The following is a 17,032-nucleotide window of genomic DNA, read 5'->3' as shown; positions in this document are numbered from 1 at the left end:
CACCTCCGCGCGCCGCATCTCCGCGCGCTGCCGTCCCGCAGACGACCGACCTTTCCCATGACCCTTGAGATTGGAGGCACGGGCCGACCGGAGCACCGCGCCGCACCGGCCCATGACCACCGTGCAGACCACCGACACCAGCCTGACCTGGCTCCTGGACAACCTCGTGGAGCGCACCCCCGGCACCCGGCACGCCCTGGTGCTCTCCCGCGACGGTCTCAAGCTGTGCCGCAGCAGCCACCTCACCCTCGACCAGGCCGACCAGCTCGCGGCCATCTCCTCCGGAATGCAGGCCCTCGCGCACGGCGCCTCGGTGGAGTTCGGTGACGGCACCGGAGGCGTCAACCACCTGATGGCCGAGTTCCGCGGTGGGCTGCTGCTCATCGTCGAGGCAGGCGAGGGCGCCCACCTCGCCGTCGTGGCCGGCGACGGCGCCGACCCGGGCGTGGTCGGGCACAACATGAGCGAGTTGGTCGAGCAGATCGGTGAGCACCTGCGGGCCGAACCCCGCACCAGTGCGCAGGACACCCCGACGTCATGATCCGCCGCCCCGTCGACACCGGGTCCCCGGACCGCCTCTACACGGTGACCGGTGGCCGCAGTCACCCCGTGGACACCGCGGTGTTCGATCTGGTCACCCTGGTGGTCAGCGAGTGCGACCCGACGCCGGGCATGCAGTCGGAGCACGTCCGCATCCTCACCCTGTGCCGTCACCCCGCCGCGGTGGTGGAGATCGCCGCCGACCTGCAACTGCCCATCACCGTCGTACGGATCCTCCTGGAGGACCTGCTGGCCGCCGGGCGGATCACCGCCCGCCGTCCTCGCGCCGCGGCCGCCGCCGACCTGCCCGAATCCGCCCTGCTGAAGGAGGTGCTGCATGGACTCCGCAATCTCTGAGGCGATCTCCCCGGCGTCGGAGCGCACACCGCTCGCCGATGCCGCCGACACCGGACTGAAGATCGTCGTCGTCGGCGGGTTCGGCGTGGGCAAGACCACGCTGGTCAGGTCCGTGAGCGAGATACGCCCGCTGAACACCGAGGAGTACATGACGCAGGCCGGTGTCGGCGTCGACGAGACCTCGGGGGTCGCCCAGAAGACCACCACGACGGTGGCCTTCGACTTCGGGCGGATCAGCCTCAACGAGACCATGGTGCTCTACCTGTTCGGCGCCCCCGGACAGGAACGGTTCTGGTTCCTGTGGGACCGGCTGTTCTCCGGCACCCTGGGCGCGGTCGTCCTGGTCGACACCCGGCGCATGAGCGACTCCTGGTACGCCATCGACCGGCTCGAACACCACAGGACGCCGTTCGTCGTCGCCGTCAACCGGTTCGACGACGACGCCGCGTACTACTCCCTGGACGAGATCCGTCAGGCGCTGTCGCTGCCCGCCCACATCCCGCTGCTCGACTGCGACGCCCGCGTGCGCAGCGACGGCAAGCACGTCCTGGTCACCCTCGTCGACCACCTCTACAAACTGGCTCTGGCACAGGAGACGACCTCATGAGCGACCTCACCGCCTCCGCCTCCGCGGTGACGCCTCCGCCGGGCTGCCCCGCGCACCAGCCGGGCGCGATCAGGCTCAGCGGCCTCCAGTACCAGCAGACCCCCTCCGAGCTGTACCGGGCGATGCGGCGCGAACACGGAGCCGTGGCCCCGGTGCTGCTCGACGGCGACATCCCGGCCTGGCTGGTCCTCGGTTACTCCGAGGTCTCCTACGTCACCCGTCACGACGAGCTGTTCGCCCGCGACTCCCGGCGCTGGAACCAGTGGGACTCCATCCCCGCCGACTGGCCGCTGCTGCCCTTCGTCGGCTACCAGCCCTCGGTCCTGTTCACCGAGGGCGCCGAGCACCAGCGGCGCGCCGGCGTGATCAGCGACGCCCTGGAAGCCGTCGACCAGTTCGAGCTCGGCTACAACTGCCGCCGGATCGCCGACGAGCTCATCGACCGGTTCTCGGGCAGCGGCCGGACCGAGCTGATGTCGGCGTACGCCCACGCCCTGCCGATGCGCGCGGTGGTCCAGATGTGCGGCATGCCGGCCCACGGCACCGACACCGACGACCTGGTCGAGGACCTGCGGATGTCCCTCGACGCGTCGGAGGGCGACGACCCGGTGGCCGCCTACGCGCGCGTGGGGGAGCGTCTCCAGCAGCTCGTCGTGGACAAGCGGGTCGCGCCCGGCCCGGACATCATCTCCCGCATGGTCGCCCACCCGGCGGGCCTGGCGGACGAGGAGATCGTCCAGGACCTCATCTCCGTCATCGCCGCCGCCCAGCAGCCGACCGCGAACTGGATCGGCAACACGCTGCGGCGGCTGCTCACCGACGACCGGTTCGCCCTGAACGTCTCCGGAGGGCGGCTCAGCGTCGGGCACGCCCTCAACGAGGTCCTCTGGCTGGAGACCCCCACCCAGAACTTCATCGGCCGCTGGGCCGACCGCGACGTCCAGCTCGGCGGCCGCCACATCAAGGCCGGCGACTGCCTGGTGCTCGGCTTCGCGGCCGCCAATACCGACCCGCAGATCTGGCCCGAGGGCCACGTCGGCGCGGAGGGCAATTCCTCGCACCTGTCCTTCAGCAACGGCGAGCACCGCTGCCCCTACCCCGCGCCCCAGCTCGCCGACGTCATGGCCCGTACCGCCGTCGAGGCCCTGCTGGAACGGCTCCCCGACCTGATGCTCGCGGTCGAACCGGAGGAGCTGACCTGGCGCCCGTCCATCTGGATGCGCGGCCTGACCACCCTGCCGGTGTCCTTCACCCCCGTGTCCCACTAGGGCCTGCGGCGAAGCGCCGGTCACCGCCGCCCGGTCGAGGGCCGGGACCGGCACGGCCGCCCCGGTACCGCGCCTGCGCAGGCAGGCGCGGCACCTGCGGGAGCCGTACGCCTGTCCGCCCGGCCCGTCATGGAGAGCGGGCCGCCGGGGCGGGCGCTCAGCAGGCGATGCCCTGGGAGCGCAGCCACTCGCACTGGGTCTCGCCGGACGTCTTGCCGCCGTCGTACGCGCGCGGGTCCTTGTAACCGGGACCGACCGGCTCGTGCGGCTCGTAGACGCCGTCGCCGTCCAGGTCTCCGCCGTCGGGATCGATCGTCCCGCCCGGGTTGCGGCAGGCCGCCCGGTCGGCCGGGTCCGTCGTACACGCCCCCGGGCTGTCCGTGGCAGAGCCGGACCGCCCGGATTCCGGAGCGGGTTCCGGGGTCCGGTCAGGCGCTTTCGCGGCCTCGCGTTCGGCGGCCTTCCGCGCCGCCGCGTCCTGTGCCGTGGCCTGGGCCTTCAGCGTTTCAGTGAGTGAGGGGCCGAAATCCAGGGACCCCGGGGAAACGAGAGCCGGTTCGCCGGCCTGTTGCCCCGCCGGGGGCGCGGTGGAACCGCATGCCGAGAGGGTGAACGGGAGGCCCGTGGCCAGAAGGACCGAGCCGGCGAAGACGGCTGCCCGGCGACGGACGTGGAAGATAGCAACCATAGTGACCCTAATGGGCGATTAGCGCTGTTGGTGCGCTTCACCCTACGGTGACGTCCGAGAGCGGGTCAACGGTCCCCGGGGCGGCCGCAACGGCGGAGCCGGGAGCGGGCGCGCTCCGCCCGCCTGCGGTTCCCACCCCCGTGCGCCCTGGCCACTCCCCGTGCCGGGGCCTCCTGACCACCGTCCGGTCACCGGCGCGGGGGAGCGGCCGCGGTCCTCAGCCGGCAGGTGTGAACACCACCGGCACGGCCTTCGGCCCCCGGGTGAAGACCCCCTGCTCGGTGATCCCGGCACCGTCCGCGAGCCGGATGCCGGGCATCGCGTCGAGCAGCTGGTTCACTCCGATCTGCACCTCGGCCCGCGCCAGCAGGGCTCCGACGCAGAAGTGCCGCCCCAGGGCGAAGGCCAGGTGGTCGGCGGCCGCGGAGAAGGCGTTCGTCGCGTTGAGGTCCTCCCGGAAGATGTTGAACGTGTCCGCGTCGGCGTAACGGCTCTCGTCGCGGTTGGCGGAGCCGATCAGGCAGGTGACGGTGGCGCCGGCGGGGACGGTGCCACCGCTGAGGGTCACCTCCGCCGCCGTCTGGCGCATGATCATGTGCACCGGCGGGGAGAAGCGCAGCGTCTCGGCGAAGGCCCGGTCGATGAGGCTCCGGTCCTTCTGCACCGCGGCGAGCTGGTCGGGGTGGGCGAGCAGGTTGGCGAAGAGCGCCGCGATCGCCTTGTCGGTGGTCTCGCCGCCGGCGGCGAGCAGCAGGCTGCAGAACGCCTTGATGTCCTCGTCGCTCATCCGCACCCCGTCGACCTCCGCCGCGCACAGGGTGGACAGCAGGTCGGTCCCCGGCGCCTTCCGGCGCTCCTGGATGATCGGAATCATGTACTCGGCGAACTCCACGCGGGTGCGCTCGCCCGCCGCGGCCACCTCGGGGTCACCGGCCAGGTTGCCGAGGAAGGCGATCACCGTGGTGTACCAGTGGTGGAACTTGGCGTGGTCCCCCTTGTCGAGACCGAGCATGTCGGCGATGACGTTCACCGGGAAACGGGTCGCGAACGCACCGACCAGATCGGCCGCGCCCCGGTCCCGGAAGGTGTCGATCAGCTCGCGGGCGTTGCTCTCGATGACCGGGAGGAACATCTCCTGGAGGTCCCTGCCCCGGAACGCGGGGGCCACCAGCGCACGCCGCACGGCGTGTTCCCGGCCGCTGAGCTGAAGGATCGTCTTCCCGTGCACGGGCTCGATCTGCCAGTCGTAGTTGTCGGTGGTGAACACCGACTCCTTGTCCTTGAAGGCCCGTTCCACGTCCTCGTACCGGGAGATGACGTAACTCTGCATCGTCTCGTGCCAGAACAGCGGCGCGGACTTTCGCATCACCGCGTAGGCGGCGTACGGGTTCTCGGCGAACTCGGGCGAAAGTATGTCGGGGACCTGCTGGGCCGTGGACATGGTCGGATGCTCCCTCGGAAGGCAATACGCGGTCGGGGCAACGTTATTGACCAACCGCCGGAACGGATAGACCGAATCCGCTTACGGGAGCGCGTCCATGCGGCTGCCGCCGGCGACGGCGCGGGGGCACACCGCACCCGAAGGAGCGGAGGCGAGCGAGGCGGGTTCCGCCGCGGGGCGCTGCGGCGGTCACGGCCCGCCGTGGCCGAGGACCGGGATCACGCGGGCCTCTCAGCGTCCCGTCACCGCTGCGGGCCCTCGAACGTGACCTGGGCCTCGAAGGCCGCGCGGCGCGTGGCCCGGCGCAGCGCCTTCAGGAGGGGCGCACCGATGCCGAGGGTCAGTACGACGGTGAGCACGGCCCGGCCCAGGTCCCAGCCGAGGGAGGTGGCGAGGCAGTACGCGAGGAACCGGACCAGGTTCTCGTGCACCGGGTCGCCGGGGTGGAAGGAGACGCCGGTCGAGAGGCCGCCGATGTACGTCCACCCCTGGAGGTTCATGACCGTGCCGTAGAGGAAGGCGGCCGCGCAGCCGTACGCCGCCAGCATCACCAGCTCGCCCCGGCCGCGCAGCCGCTCCGCGCCCGGCAGCAGGCCCGCGCCCATGGTGAACCAGCCCATGGACAGCATCTGGAACGGCATCCACGGCCCGACCCCGCCGGTGAGCAGCGCGGACGCGAACATCGTCACCGAGCCGAGCACGAAGCCGAAACCGGGGCCCAGGACCCGCCCGCTCAGCACCATCAGGAAGAACATCGGCTCCAGGCCGGCCGTCCCCGCCCCGAGCGGACGCAGCGCGGCCCCGACCGCCGCCAGTACGCCCAGCATCGCGACGGCCTTCGCGTCGAGCCCGGAGTCGGCGATGGTCGCGACGACCACGGCGACGAGGAGGGGGAGGAGGACGGCGAGCAGCCAGGCGGCGTCCTGGGAGTGGTCGCGGGTGAGCTCGGAGGCGGGGTCGGCGAGGAGCGGCCAGCCGACGGCGATCACGCCGATCACGCTGATGAGCAGCAGCGCGGCGACGGAGCGCGGGCCGAGGCGTACGGGGCGTGGGGAGCGTACGGGGCGTGGAGGACGCACCGGCTTCGCGTCGCTCATACCGCTCCCTCCTCCAGCGCGTCCCGCACCTGTGCCACGGTCAGCCACTTCTGCGGGGTGAGGACCTTCGCGACCTGCGGGGCGAAGGCGGGGGAGGAGACGACCACGTCGGCCGTCGGGCCGTCCGCGACCACCTCGCCGTCGGCGAGGATCACGACGCGGTGCGCCAGCTCCGCGGCCAGCTCCACGTCGTGGGTCGCCAGTACGATCGCGTGCCCCTCGGCTGCCAGGGAACGCAGGACCCCGACCAGGCGGGCCTTCGCCGCGTAGTCCAGGCCGCGCGTCGGCTCGTCGAGGAGGAGGAGCGGAGGGCGCCCGGTGAGCACGAGGGCGAGGGCGAGGGCGAGGCGCTGGCCCTCGGACAGATCGCGCGGATGCGTGTCGTCCCGGATGCCCGGGAGCAGCTCCGCGACCAGGGCCCGGCAGGTGCCGGGGACCGCGCCCGCGTCGCTGTCGGCCGCCGCGCACTCGGCGGCGACGGTGTCGGCGTACAGCAGGTCGCGCGGCTCCTGCGGGACCAGACCGACCTCGCGCACCATGTCGCGGGGGCGGGCGCGGTGAGGAGTGCGGCCACCGACGGACACCGTGCCGGAGGTGGGCTCGATCATGCCGACGAGGGCGGAGAGGAGGGTGGACTTGCCGGCCCCGTTGCGGCCCATGAGGGCGATGGTCTCGCCGGGGGACACGGTGAGCGTGACGCGGCGGAGGGCCTCGACGCGGGCGCGGCGGACGCCGAGGCCGGCCACGGTGGCCACGGCGGTGGCGGAGGCGCCGGCGGCGGTGGCCTCGGCGGCGCGGGCCGGTTCCGTGCCGTGGCGGCGCAGCAGGCGCGCGAGCCTTTCCCCCGCCCGCCCCTTCCCGCTGTGGTCTTGTGCGGCTCCGCCGCGTGAGGGGCTCCGTCCCGGGCCCCGCTCCTCGGAAGCCGGAGGGGCCGGGTGCGGCCGGGCGGTTCCTCCGCGCCCCTTCGGCTCCGCGCCGGCCAGGCTCGCCCGCAGGGCCGTCGCCCGGCGGCGGGCGTCCCGTACCGACAGGGGAAGCGGGTCCCAGCCCGCCAGCCGGCCCAGTGCCACCACCGGCGGGTGCACGGGCGAGACCGCCATGATCTCCGCGGGCGCGCCCATGCGCGGCGCCTCTCCCGGGCCCGGCAGGAGGATCACCTGGTCCGCGTACTGCACCACCCGCTCCAGCCGGTGCTCCGCCAGCAGCACGGTCGTCCCCAGGTCGTGGACCAGGCGTTGCAGCACCGCCAGCACCTCCTCCGCCGCCGCCGGATCCAGCGCGGACGTCGGCTCGTCGAGGACCAGCACCTTCGGGTGCGGGGTGAGCACCGAGCCGATCGCGACGCGCTGCTGCTGGCCGCCCGACAGCGTGGCGATCGGGCGGTCGCGGAGCTCCGCGAGGCCGAGCAGGTCCAGCGTCTCCTCGATCCGGCGGCGCATCACGTCCGGTGCGACGCCCAGTGATTCCATGCCGTACGCCAGCTCGTCCTCGACGGTGTCGGTGACGAAGTGGGCGAGCGGGTCCTGGCCCACCGTCCCGACGAGATCGGCGAGTTCGCGCGGTTTGTGGGTGCGGGTGTCGCGGCCGTCGACCGTCACGCGGCCACGCAGGGTGCCGCCCGTGAAATGGGGCACGAGCCCGGAGACCGTGCCCAGCAGGGTCGACTTTCCCACCCCGGAAGGGCCGACCAGCAGCACCAGTTCGCCCTCCGGCACGGTGAGGTCGACGCCCCGGATCACGGGCGGCGCGGCGTCGTCGTAGCCGACCGACACATTCTCGAACCGGATCACTGCGGAGTCTCTTTCACTACGGGAGGTACGGGAGGTACGGGAGGTACGGGAGCCACGAACGCCGGGAGCAGGCCGATCAGCACGGACGCCGCGGGCCAGAGCGGGAACTCGGGAGCGACCAGCGGCACGACCCCCGGGTGCAGGGCCTCCGGGTCGTACGAGGCGGCCCAGATCGTCAGCGCCGCGACCGCCGCACCCGACCCGGCCACCAGCCACGCCCGTACGCCCCACTCGTCGGGCCGGTAGCGCGTACGGACGCTGCGCCGGCCGCCCAGGCGCAGCCCCGCCAGCGCGGCGACGACCCCCGCGGCCAAGACCGGCAGGCCGTACGCCGCACCGTCGGCGGTCAGCAGCCCGTACGCCCCGGTGCACACCCCGAGCAGCCCGCCCAGCGTCAGCACGGTCGTCGTGTGCCGCACGGCGGGCGGGACCGGCGCCGTGCGCCCGTAGCCGCGCGCGTCCATCGACGCGGCCACCGCCACCGACCGCTCCAGCGCGCCTTCGAGGACCGGCAGCCCGATCTGGAGTACGGCCCCCACGCCACCCGTCGGCCGGCCGCGCAGCCGGCGCGCGGTGCGCAGCCGCACCACGTCGGCCACCATGTTCGGCGCGAACGTCATCGCGACGACGACGGCGACCCCGGCCTCGTACAGCGCGCCCGGCAGGGACTTGAGCAGCCGGGCCGGGTTGGCGAGCGCGTTCGCGGCGCCCACACAGATGAGGAGCGTGGCCAGCTTCGCCCCGTCGTACAGGGCGAAGACCAGCTGCTCGGCCCTCACCCGCCCACCGATCCGCACCCCCTGCGCCCAGTCGGGCAGGGGCACTTCGGGCAACGTGAAGAGGGTGTGGCTGCCCGGGATCGGCGAGCCCAGGAAGACCGAGAACACCAGCCGGACACCGATGACGAGCAGCCCGAGCTTGACGAACGTCCCGTACGAACGCGCCCACGGCGCATCCGTCCTCCGCGCCGCCACCACATACCCGGCCACCCCCACCAGCATCCCGAGCAGCAGCGGATTGGTGGTCCGGGACGCGGCGGCGGCCAGACCGAGCGCCCACAGCCACCAGGCCCCGGCGTGCAGGGCGTTGCTGCGGCTCGCTCGCGGCGCGCGCAGGAGCATCGAGGTCATCCGCGGCGGCGGCGCGCCTGCCACACGCCCGCGGCGCCGAGCGCGAACACGGCGGCGAGGCCGGCGAGCAGCCCGGCGGAGGGGCCGCCGCCGTCGTCGCTGTCGTCGGTGGGCCCGGCGGTCGCCGAGGAGCGGGGCGTGCCGTCACGGCCGGACACCTGCTCCCCGCACCCCGTCTTCGGATAGCCGGAGATCGCGCAGAGCAGCGCCGTGCTGTCGTAGCGCAGCGGCTTCGCCACCGAGGCGAGCGCGTCCGCAGCGGTCGCGTCCGCCGGGGTCCGCGCGCACACGGAACGCTGCGCGGGCGGCTGCTCGCCGTCGGGGGCGTCGGCCGCAGTGCCGGGGTCGATGACGACAGCGATCCGCTTGGTGCCGTCGCCGGCGGGCGTCCTGCCGCAGATCGCGTCGAAGCCGTCCGCCGCGCGGCGCGGCTTCGCGGAGTCCTGCGCGTTCTCGCTCACCGAGAACCGGAAGCCGATCACATCACCGTCGGCGGGCCTGGCGGTGGCGGGCCCCTGGCTCGCGTACGTCCACTCGCCGCCGTCGCTCTCCCAGAACGACCAGTAGCGGTACCCCGTCGCCGCCTGCGCGGCCCCCGCCCCGGCCGGCACCGCGAGCGCGGCCCCGAGCAGCAGGACGAGAGCCGTCAGCCGCGTCCGCAGCACCCTCGTCACAGCTGCTGGTTCTTCTTCTTGCGGCCGCTGAAGAGGATGCCGGCGCCGACGCTGGCGATGAAGAAGACGGCGACGATCCACCAGGCACCGAAGCCGCCGTCGCTGTCCTTCTTCTCCTCGTCGGACTTGTCGGCGGACTTCTCGGCGGCCTCGGGCGCGGGCCCGGTCGCGTTGAGCCCCTTCACCAGATCGGCGCCGCCGAAGTTCCTCGGGTCGGTGCCGGTCGCGTTCGCGGCGAAGACCAGCTGGGCGTAGGCGGCGGGGCCGTGCTCCTCGGCCCAGCCCGCCGCGTTCTTCTCCAGCCACTCCAGCGGCTTCTGCGCCCGCGCGGCGCCGCCCTGCGCGGCCAGCGCGACGACGGCGTCCGCGGTGTTGCCGAAGTCGGGCTGCGCCTCGGTGTCCTCGGCGCCGGGCATGGGAGGCGTGTCGAGGTGCCCGGACCCGGCGAGTACGCCGTCGAGGTACGCGGCACCGTTCGCGGCGGCCCGCGCGGGCGTCGGCTCGCCCTTCACGCACGCGCCGGCCTTCGCGTCCTTCTCGCCGCCCTCGGCGGCCAGCCCCTTCCCGAGTCCGCCCAGCACACCCGCCGCCGTCGCGTCGGCGTTGGGCGCGAGCTTGCCGTCCTTGTCCGGCTGGTACGCGAACGCGCCGCCGCCCGTCTTCGCGTCGCACGGCACCGAGAAGGTGACGAGCGCGTCGTACGGCGACTTGCCCTTCGGCGACTTCACCTCGCCGGGCTTCTCACCCGCCGCCGCCAGCGCGCCGATCACGACCGAGGTGGAGTTGGCGTCGCTCGGGCTGCCCGGGTTGTAGCCCCAGCCGCCGTCCTGGTTCTGCGCGGACTTCAGCCAGCCGGCGCCCTTCTCCACGGCGGCGTCCTGCCCGCCGAGGGCGCTCAGCGCCTGCACGGCCGCGGCGGTGGCGTTGCTGTCCACCACGGTCTTCGCCGTGCACGGCTCGGCGGCGTCGGCGCGGAAGGAGGCGAAGCCGCCGTTGTCGCACTGCTGCCCGACCAGCCAGTTCACGGCCTTCCCGGCGGGCTTCACGCCCACCGTGTCCTGCGCGAGGAGGGCCAGCGACTGCCGCCAGACACCGTCGTACGTCGGGTCCTTCTCGCCGTAGAGGCCCGAGGGGATCACGGGCGACGGGGACGGGGACGGCGCGGCGACGGCAGCCGTGGCCGCGCTCGCGCAGAGGACGGCGGAAGCGGCGAGCACGGTGGCTGCGCTGCGGCGAAGGGGGGTCATGACGGGCGGGGGCCTCTCCTGCTGAGGAGCCGGGCCCGGGCACGCGGAAACACACGCACCAGGCTCCGGCTCCGTATACCTCGACGGTGCCGAGCCAGTGGTCATGCCGGACCGGGCGTTCCGACTCACCGTCCACCGGGGACGGCTTACGGCTGCGGGGTCAGTGCCGGATTCGCACCGGCTTCCCCCAGAACGGCATGATGACGACTCGCACACTCTACCGGCCCGTGGCGGGCGGCTCCGGGGGGTGCCGGGGGCGGCGGGACCATGGGGTTCCGTGGCGGAGACCGTCGCGTGCCGCCCCGCTTTCGAACAGGGGCGAACAATTCTTTATCCATGAGTACCGCACTGTCACTACGTGACAGGTGTGACTGTTCCCGCCCCTGGGCCGCGTGGAAATCTCGGTGGCACCGCAGCCGAGGGGGGACCCATGGACAACCGGTACGAGGTCTTCTGCCTCGCCGACAGACAGTTCTACGAGACCCCGGACCGGCTCTCCGCGAGCCGGCCCGGACAGTCCTCCTCGGTGCCGCTGTACGAGGCGGCCCAGCGCGAGCTCCCGCCGGGGTGGCGCCGGTTCGTCTCCGGCGACTGGATGCACATCAACCCGGTCGGCGCCGACGGCGCACCGCTCCCCGGCCGGCCGACGCAGGGCTGGAAGATCCACGTGTCGGCCTGCCTGGACAACGCCGAGAAGACGGCGGCCAGGGTGTGGGACTACTGCGTCCCGCGCGCTCTCCCCTTCAAGTTCGTACCGGGCCCGCAACCGCTCCACCTGCGCAACTCCAAGTACGCGGGGCGCGGCTCCAGCGGCAAGTTCGCCACGCTCTATCCCGCGGACGAGCAGGAACTGCACCTCGTCCTCAAGGAGTTGGGCGGCCTGCTCGACGGAGAGCCCGGACCGTACATCCTCACCGACCTCCGCTGGGGCGACGGCCCGCTGTACGTCCGCTACGGAGGCTTCGCGCACCGCTACTGCGTCGACGCCGCCGGCGCCCTCGTCCCGGCGATCGAGAACCCCGAAGGGACCCTCGTCCCCGACCTCCGCGAGCCGGCCTTCCACGTCCCGGAGTGGGTGGAGCTCCCCGCGTTCCTGGAACCGCACCTCGCGGCCCGCAACGCCACCACCACCAACGACCTGCCGTACCGCATCGAAAGCGCTCTGCACTTCTCCAACGGCGGCGGGGTCTACCTCGGTGAGGACCTGCGCAGCGGCGAGAAGGTGGTCCTCAAGGAGGCGCGGCCGTATGCCGGGCTCGCCGCCGACCGGGCCGACGCCGTCACCCGCCTGGAGCGGGAGCGCGCCGCGCTGGAACGGCTGTCCGGACTCGGTGTCGCCCCCGAGGCCCGGGACTGGTTCCTGCTCGGCGACCACCGCTTCCTGGTGATGGACCACCTGCCCGGCCGCACCCTCAACTCCTTCTTCGCGCAGCGGCACCCGCTGCTCGAACCCGAGCCGGACCCGGCCGCCGTCGCCGACTACACCCGCTGGGCGCTGCGCATCCACCGCGCGGTCGAGGAGGCCGTCGCCGCCGTGCACAGCCGGGGCGTCGTCTTCAACGACCTGCACATGTTCAACATCATGGTCGGGCCGGACGAGGAGTCCGTGCGCCTGCTGGACTTCGAGGCCGCCGCGCACGTCGACGAGAACCACCGTCAGGCCATCGCACACCCCGGCTTCATCGCGCCCCGCGAGCGCACCGGGTTCGACGTCGACCTCTACGCCCTCGCCTGTCTGCGGCTGGCGCTCTTCCTGCCCATGACCACGCTGCTGGTCGTCGACCGCGACAAGGCCCGCCACCTGGCGGAGGTCGCCGCGCGCCGGTTCCCGGACGTCCCGCGGGAGTTCTTCGACGACGCGGTGGCGGTGATCTGCGGGACGGACACGGCCCGCGGCACGCCGTACGTGCCCGTGGAGCCCGCCGACTGGCCGCGCAGCCGCGACTCGATCACCGCGGGCGTCCTCGCCTCCGCCACTCCCGGACGCGACGACCGGATCTTCCCCGGCGACATCGCGCAGTTCGCGGACGGCGGCGGTCTCGGCATCGCCCACGGCGCCGCCGGTGTCCTCCACGCGCTCGGCCAGGCCGGCGCCGGCCGGTACGAGGACGGTGAGGAATGGCTGCTGAGACAGACCGCCCCGCCGCCGCTCGGCACCCCGCTCGGCCTCTACGACGGGCTGACGGGCGTCGCCCACGTCCTCGACGGACTCGGTCACCGCGCCCGTGCCCTGGAGCTGGTCCAGCGGGTGCTGGACGAGAAGTGGCAGCGGCTCGTTCCCGGACTGTACGGCGGACTCGCCGGCATCGGCCTCGTACTCGCGGAACTGTCCCGCACCACAGGGGAAACGTCCCTGCGGCAACGGGCGCTGGAAGCCGCGCAGCTCCTGGCCGACCAGCAGCAGTCAGGAAGCGGCACCAGCACCGGCAAGCGCGCCGGGCTGCTGCACGGCGCCACCGGTCCCGCGCTGCTCTTCCTGCGGCTCTACGAGGACACGGGCGCGCCGCAGCTCCTGGACCTGGCCGCCGACGCCCTGCGCGCCGACCTCGCACGCTGTGTCCGCAACAGCGCCGGCACGCTGCTCGTGGACGAGGGGGCGCGCACCATGCCCTACCTCGGGGCCGGTTCCGTCGGCATCGGCATGGTGCTCGACGACTTCCTCGGGCACCGCGAGGACGAGGAGTTCGAGGCGGCGCGGGGCGGCATCGTACGGGCCGCCCGCTCGCGCTACTACGCCCAGCCGGGGCTGTTCAACGGACGTGCCGGCATGGTCCTCCACCTGGCCAGGACGACCGCCCGCGAGGCGCGCCCCGACCACCTCGCCGCACAGCTCGAAGGACTCGGCTGGTACGCCCTGCCGTACGAAGGGCACCTCGCCTTCCCCGGCGACCAGATGATGCGCCTCTCCATGGACCTCGGCACCGGCGGCGCCGGCGTGCTCCTCGCGCTGGCAGCGGCCCGCGGCACCGGTGCCCACCTGCCTTTCCTCCCGCCGCTGAAGCGGCCCTAGAACCGGTCCTGTTCCAGCCCGGAGCCGGACCGCTACAAAACCCCGTCCCCACGGGAACGGACAACCGAAGGGAACCACCATGGCACTTCTCGACCTTCAGAGCCTGGACACCCCCGAGACCGACGGCGGCGGCGACCAGAGCAGCCTGAGCCTGCTGGCGTGCGACAAGCACAGCTCCAACAGCTTCCTGCTGTGCCTGTGACGTCGTGTCTGTGACGTCGTGCCTGTGACGTCGGGAGAAATCCCTGACGCGTTCTGACAGGGACACGGCCCCGGGTGGCACGCTCGCTGCCCGGGGCCGCATCTCTGTGCCGTACGAGCCGTACGAGCCGTACTGAGGAAAAGGGGGTGAGCGCGCATGGAGCACGGCCCGGACCGGCACCGGGCGGCCGACCGGCTGCTACGTGCCTCCCTGAGGCACAGTGCCGTCCCCGGTACGGTGATCCTGGTCCTCAGCACCGCGGGCGCCGCGGCCGGCCTCGCGCTGCCCGCCGCGCTCGGCCACACCCTCGACCTGCTGCTGGCCGGGCGCCCCGCCACCACCTGGCTCACCCTCTGCGCGGCCCTCACCTGCCTGCTCGTCCTCCTCGACGCCCTCGACGGCGTGCTGACCGCCACCACCAACGCCCGCTCCACCGCCTGGTTCCGCCGGCGTCTGCTGCGGCACGTCCTCGCGGCCGGCCCGCGCACCACGGACCGGAACCCGCCCGGTGACGTCGTGGCCCGCCTGGTCGGCAACGCGGCCCACGCCGGCGGCGCCCCGGCCGCGCTCGCGGGCACGGTGGCCGCCGTCGTGACACCCGTCGGCGGGCTCGTCGCCCTCGCACTCGTCGACCCGTGGACGGCAGGGGCGTTCCTCGTCGGCATGCCGCTGCTCGTCCTGCTGCTGAAAGCCTTCGTCCGCGAGTCCGGCGACAGCGTCGCGCACTACCAGGAGCGCCAGGGCGAGATCGCCGCACGCCTCGTGGAGGCGGTGGGCGGCGCCCGTACGATCGCGGCCGCCGGCACGGCCCGCCGCGAGCAGGCCCGCATCCTGGAACCGCTGGCGGAGCTCAGCGCCCAGGGCTACCGGATGTGGCGGGTCCAGGGACGTTCCACCGCACAGGCCGCCGTGATCGTGCCCCTGCTCCAGATCGCCGTACTGGCGGTGGCCGGAATCCGTCTCGCGGCCGGTGAACTCTCGGTGGGCGGACTGCTCGCCGCCGCCCGGTACGCGGCGCTCGCCACCGGCATCGGCATGCTGGTCGGCCGGCTGAACGGCCTGGTGCGCAGCCGGGGCGCGGCCCGCCGCCTCGCGGCACTGCTCGCCGTACCGGCCACCGCGCACGGCGGCACGCCGCTCCCGCCCGGCGACGGGACGCTGGAGCTGCGCGGCATCACGGTGGCCCACGGCGACCGGACGATCCTCGACGGCCTCGATCTCACCGTCCCCGGCGGCACCTCGCTCGCCCTCGTCGGCCGCTCCGGCTCCGGCAAGTCCACCCTCGCCGCCGTCGCCGGCCGCCTCGCCGATCCCGACGCGGGAACGGTCACGCTCGACGGCGTTCCGCTGTGCGAGCTGCCCCACGACGTACTGCGCCGCGCCGTCGGCCAGGCATTCGAGCGGCCCGCGCTGCTGGGGGGCACGATCGGCGGCACGATCGCCTTCGGCGTCGACGAACCGGGCCCGTCGACCGTGCGGGAGGCGGCTCGCGCCGCCTGCGCGGACAGCTTCGTACGCCGCCTTCCGCACGGCTACGACACCCCGTGCGCCGAGGCTCCGCTCTCCGGCGGGGAGGCGCAACGCCTGGGTCTGGCCAGGGCGTTCGCCCACCCCGGGCGGCTGTTGATCCTCGACGACGCGACCTCCAACCTGGACACGGTCACCGAACTGCGGGTCGGCGAGGCCCTGACCCGTGAGGCCGGTGCCGGCACCCGCCTGATCATCGCCCACCGGACCTCGACGGCGGCCCGCGCCGACCGGGTCGCCTGGCTCCACGAAGGCCGCATCCGCGCGGTCGGACCGCACGCGCGTCTCTGGCGGCAACTGGCCGACTACCGCGCGGTGTTCACGGACGCGGATGCAGACGTGAACGCGGACGCGGGCACGGACGCCGGCACGGGCGGGGCAGGCCCGTCATGACGGCCGACGCCCCCCGCCTGCGCACCGAGGGCCTGCGCTTCCTGAACCGGCGTCGGCCCGTACTCGCCAGGCTGGCGGGTTGGTCGCTGCTCGAAGCAGCGCAGACCTTCCTCTTCGGCTACGCCCTCGCCCGCGCCCTCGACCACGGATTCCTGGCCGGCCGTACGGCCGAGGGGCTGGGCTGGCTGGCGGCCGCCGCGGTGTCCGTCGCGGCCGGGGCGTACGGCACCGGGCGGGTCTTCAGGGCCGTGTCCGAGCTGGTGGAGCCCCTGCGCGACGGCCTCGTACGCCGTGTCGTCGACCGCGCCCTGCGGGACGCCGACCATGCGGCGGTGTCCCGGCTCACCCATCAGGTGGAGATCGCCAGGGACACCTTCGCCGGACTGGTGATGGTCTCCCGGTCGTTCGTCTTCACGGCGGCCGGGGCGCTGGCCGGGCTCGCCTCACTCGCGCCCGTACTGCTGCTCGTCGTGGTACCGCCGCTGGTCCTCGGTCTCGGTCTGTTCCTCGTGACGCTGCGGCCGATGGCCCGCCGCCAGGAGGCGTTCCTCGCCGCCGACGAAGCGGTCGCGCAGACGCTGGACGCGACCACCGCCGGGCTGCGGGACATCACCGCGGCGGGTGCGCGGACGCGGACGGCCGCCGAGGCGGACGCCCGGTTCGCCGCCGAGTTCCGCGCCGCGCGCGCCCTCGCGCGCTGGGGCGTGCTGCGGGTGCTCGCGGTGGCGGTGGGCGGCCGGCTGCCGGTGGTCCTGCTGCTGGTGACCGCCCCCTGGCTGCTGAGCCGCGGGGTGACGCCCGGCGATCTGGTGGGCGCCCTCACGTACCTCATGTACGCCCTGCTGCCCGCCCTCCAGAGCCTGATGCAGGCCCTGGGCACCGCCGGCTCCCGCCTGACCGTGGTACTCCGCCGCCTCACGGCCCCCGGGCACGGGCCGCCCGCGCCCGGGCGGGCACCGGACGCCTCGAGATCCTCGACTCCGCCGCGATGTCCCTGGAGGACGTCGTCGCGGTGTACGGGCGGGCGCTGCGGGACGGGCTGAAGGTGGCCCGCGTGCACT

General features: G+C 73.7%; 14 protein-coding genes, 1 pseudogene and 1 riboswitch. Of the genes and pseudogenes, 8 read left to right on the top strand and 7 right to left on the bottom strand.

All coding sequences use genetic code 11. From position 1 onward, the window contains the following. The first annotated feature begins 121 nt into the window (after nucleotides 1-121). From ACWD0Y_RS24235 to ACWD0Y_RS24220, 4 genes are read left to right on the top strand one after another with little or no spacing between them, the layout of a single operon-like run. Entirely contained in the window at nucleotides 122-541 is a 420-nt protein-coding gene (locus ACWD0Y_RS24235; protein WP_176710300.1) for a roadblock/LC7 domain-containing protein, read from the top strand. Then, the gene (locus ACWD0Y_RS24230) at nucleotides 538-897 is read left to right on the top strand and encodes a DUF742 domain-containing protein (protein WP_450262413.1); all 360 of its coding nucleotides are present in this window, start codon (nucleotides 538-540) and stop codon (nucleotides 895-897) included. Before ACWD0Y_RS24235 ends, ACWD0Y_RS24230 begins: the two co-directional genes overlap by 4 nt. Beyond that, nucleotides 878-1,504 carry a GTP-binding protein gene (locus ACWD0Y_RS24225; RefSeq protein WP_450262412.1) on the top strand — a complete coding sequence of 209 codons (627 nt, stop codon included), beginning with the start codon at nucleotides 878-880 and terminating at the stop codon, nucleotides 1,502-1,504. Before ACWD0Y_RS24230 ends, ACWD0Y_RS24225 begins: the two co-directional genes overlap by 20 nt. Next, entirely contained in the window at nucleotides 1,501-2,772 is a 1,272-nt protein-coding gene (locus ACWD0Y_RS24220; protein WP_450262411.1) for a cytochrome P450, read from the top strand. The genes ACWD0Y_RS24225 and ACWD0Y_RS24220 overlap by 4 nt, the downstream gene beginning before the upstream one ends. Nucleotides 2,773-2,929: 157 nt before the next feature. Here ACWD0Y_RS24220 and ACWD0Y_RS24215 read toward each other — a convergent pair whose 3' ends face one another. The 7 genes from ACWD0Y_RS24215 to ACWD0Y_RS24185 form a co-directional block, all read right to left on the bottom strand. Beyond that, entirely contained in the window at nucleotides 2,930-3,460 is a 531-nt protein-coding gene (locus tag ACWD0Y_RS24215; protein ID WP_450262410.1) for a hypothetical protein, read from the bottom strand. A gap of 217 nt (nucleotides 3,461-3,677) precedes the next feature. Continuing rightward, complete coding sequence (locus ACWD0Y_RS24210; RefSeq protein ID WP_450262409.1) at nucleotides 3,678-4,901, bottom strand: cytochrome P450; 1,224 nt, start codon at nucleotides 4,899-4,901, stop codon at nucleotides 3,678-3,680. A gap of 242 nt (nucleotides 4,902-5,143) precedes the next feature. After that, nucleotides 5,144-5,998, bottom strand: coding sequence for an ECF transporter S component (locus ACWD0Y_RS24205; protein WP_450262408.1), 855 nt, complete (start codon nucleotides 5,996-5,998; stop codon nucleotides 5,144-5,146). Beyond that, nucleotides 5,995-7,788 carry an ABC transporter ATP-binding protein gene (locus ACWD0Y_RS24200; RefSeq protein ID WP_450262407.1) on the bottom strand — a complete coding sequence of 598 codons (1,794 nt, stop codon included), beginning with the start codon at nucleotides 7,786-7,788 and terminating at the stop codon, nucleotides 5,995-5,997. The genes ACWD0Y_RS24205 and ACWD0Y_RS24200 overlap by 4 nt, the downstream gene beginning before the upstream one ends. Beyond that, entirely contained in the window at nucleotides 7,785-8,918 is a 1,134-nt protein-coding gene (locus tag ACWD0Y_RS24195) for an energy-coupling factor transporter transmembrane component T (protein WP_450262406.1), read from the bottom strand. The genes ACWD0Y_RS24200 and ACWD0Y_RS24195 overlap by 4 nt, the downstream gene beginning before the upstream one ends. Beyond that, nucleotides 8,915-9,583, bottom strand: coding sequence for an SCO2322 family protein (locus tag ACWD0Y_RS24190; RefSeq protein ID WP_450262436.1), 669 nt, complete (start codon nucleotides 9,581-9,583; stop codon nucleotides 8,915-8,917). Before ACWD0Y_RS24190 ends, ACWD0Y_RS24195 begins: the two co-directional genes overlap by 4 nt. 5 nt (nucleotides 9,584-9,588) lie before the next feature. After that, nucleotides 9,589-10,839, bottom strand: a complete 1,251-nt coding sequence (locus ACWD0Y_RS24185) for a prenyltransferase/squalene oxidase repeat-containing protein (protein ID WP_450262405.1) — start codon at nucleotides 10,837-10,839, stop codon at nucleotides 9,589-9,591. A 113-nt stretch (nucleotides 10,840-10,952) separates the two neighbouring features. Next, nucleotides 10,953-11,027: riboswitch (cobalamin riboswitch) on the bottom strand. 242 nt (nucleotides 11,028-11,269) lie between these two features. Here ACWD0Y_RS24185 and lanKC point away from each other — a divergent pair. The 4 genes and pseudogenes from lanKC to ACWD0Y_RS24165 all read left to right on the top strand — a co-directional run. Continuing rightward, complete coding sequence (gene lanKC / locus ACWD0Y_RS24180; RefSeq protein WP_450262404.1) at nucleotides 11,270-13,849, top strand: class III lanthionine synthetase LanKC; 2,580 nt, start codon at nucleotides 11,270-11,272, stop codon at nucleotides 13,847-13,849. Nucleotides 13,850-13,928: 79 nt separating this feature from the next. Then, nucleotides 13,929-14,051 (top strand): SapB/AmfS family lanthipeptide, encoded by a 123-nt coding sequence (locus tag ACWD0Y_RS24175; protein WP_093801060.1) that lies wholly within the window; start codon nucleotides 13,929-13,931, stop codon nucleotides 14,049-14,051. A 156-nt stretch (nucleotides 14,052-14,207) separates the two neighbouring features. Continuing rightward, nucleotides 14,208-15,971, top strand: coding sequence for an ABC transporter ATP-binding protein (locus ACWD0Y_RS24170; RefSeq protein ID WP_450262403.1), 1,764 nt, complete (start codon nucleotides 14,208-14,210; stop codon nucleotides 15,969-15,971). Beyond that, a pseudogene (locus ACWD0Y_RS24165) lies at nucleotides 15,968-16,972 on the top strand (hypothetical protein); the annotation flags it as partial. The gene ACWD0Y_RS24170 and the pseudogene ACWD0Y_RS24165, both read left to right, overlap by 4 nt. Between the last annotated feature and the right edge of the window lie 60 nt (nucleotides 16,973-17,032).

This window comes from Streptomyces altiplanensis (assembly GCF_053591575.1).
Note: the sequence above shows the minus strand (reverse complement) of the source record. Positions and strands in the feature narration are given on the sequence as shown.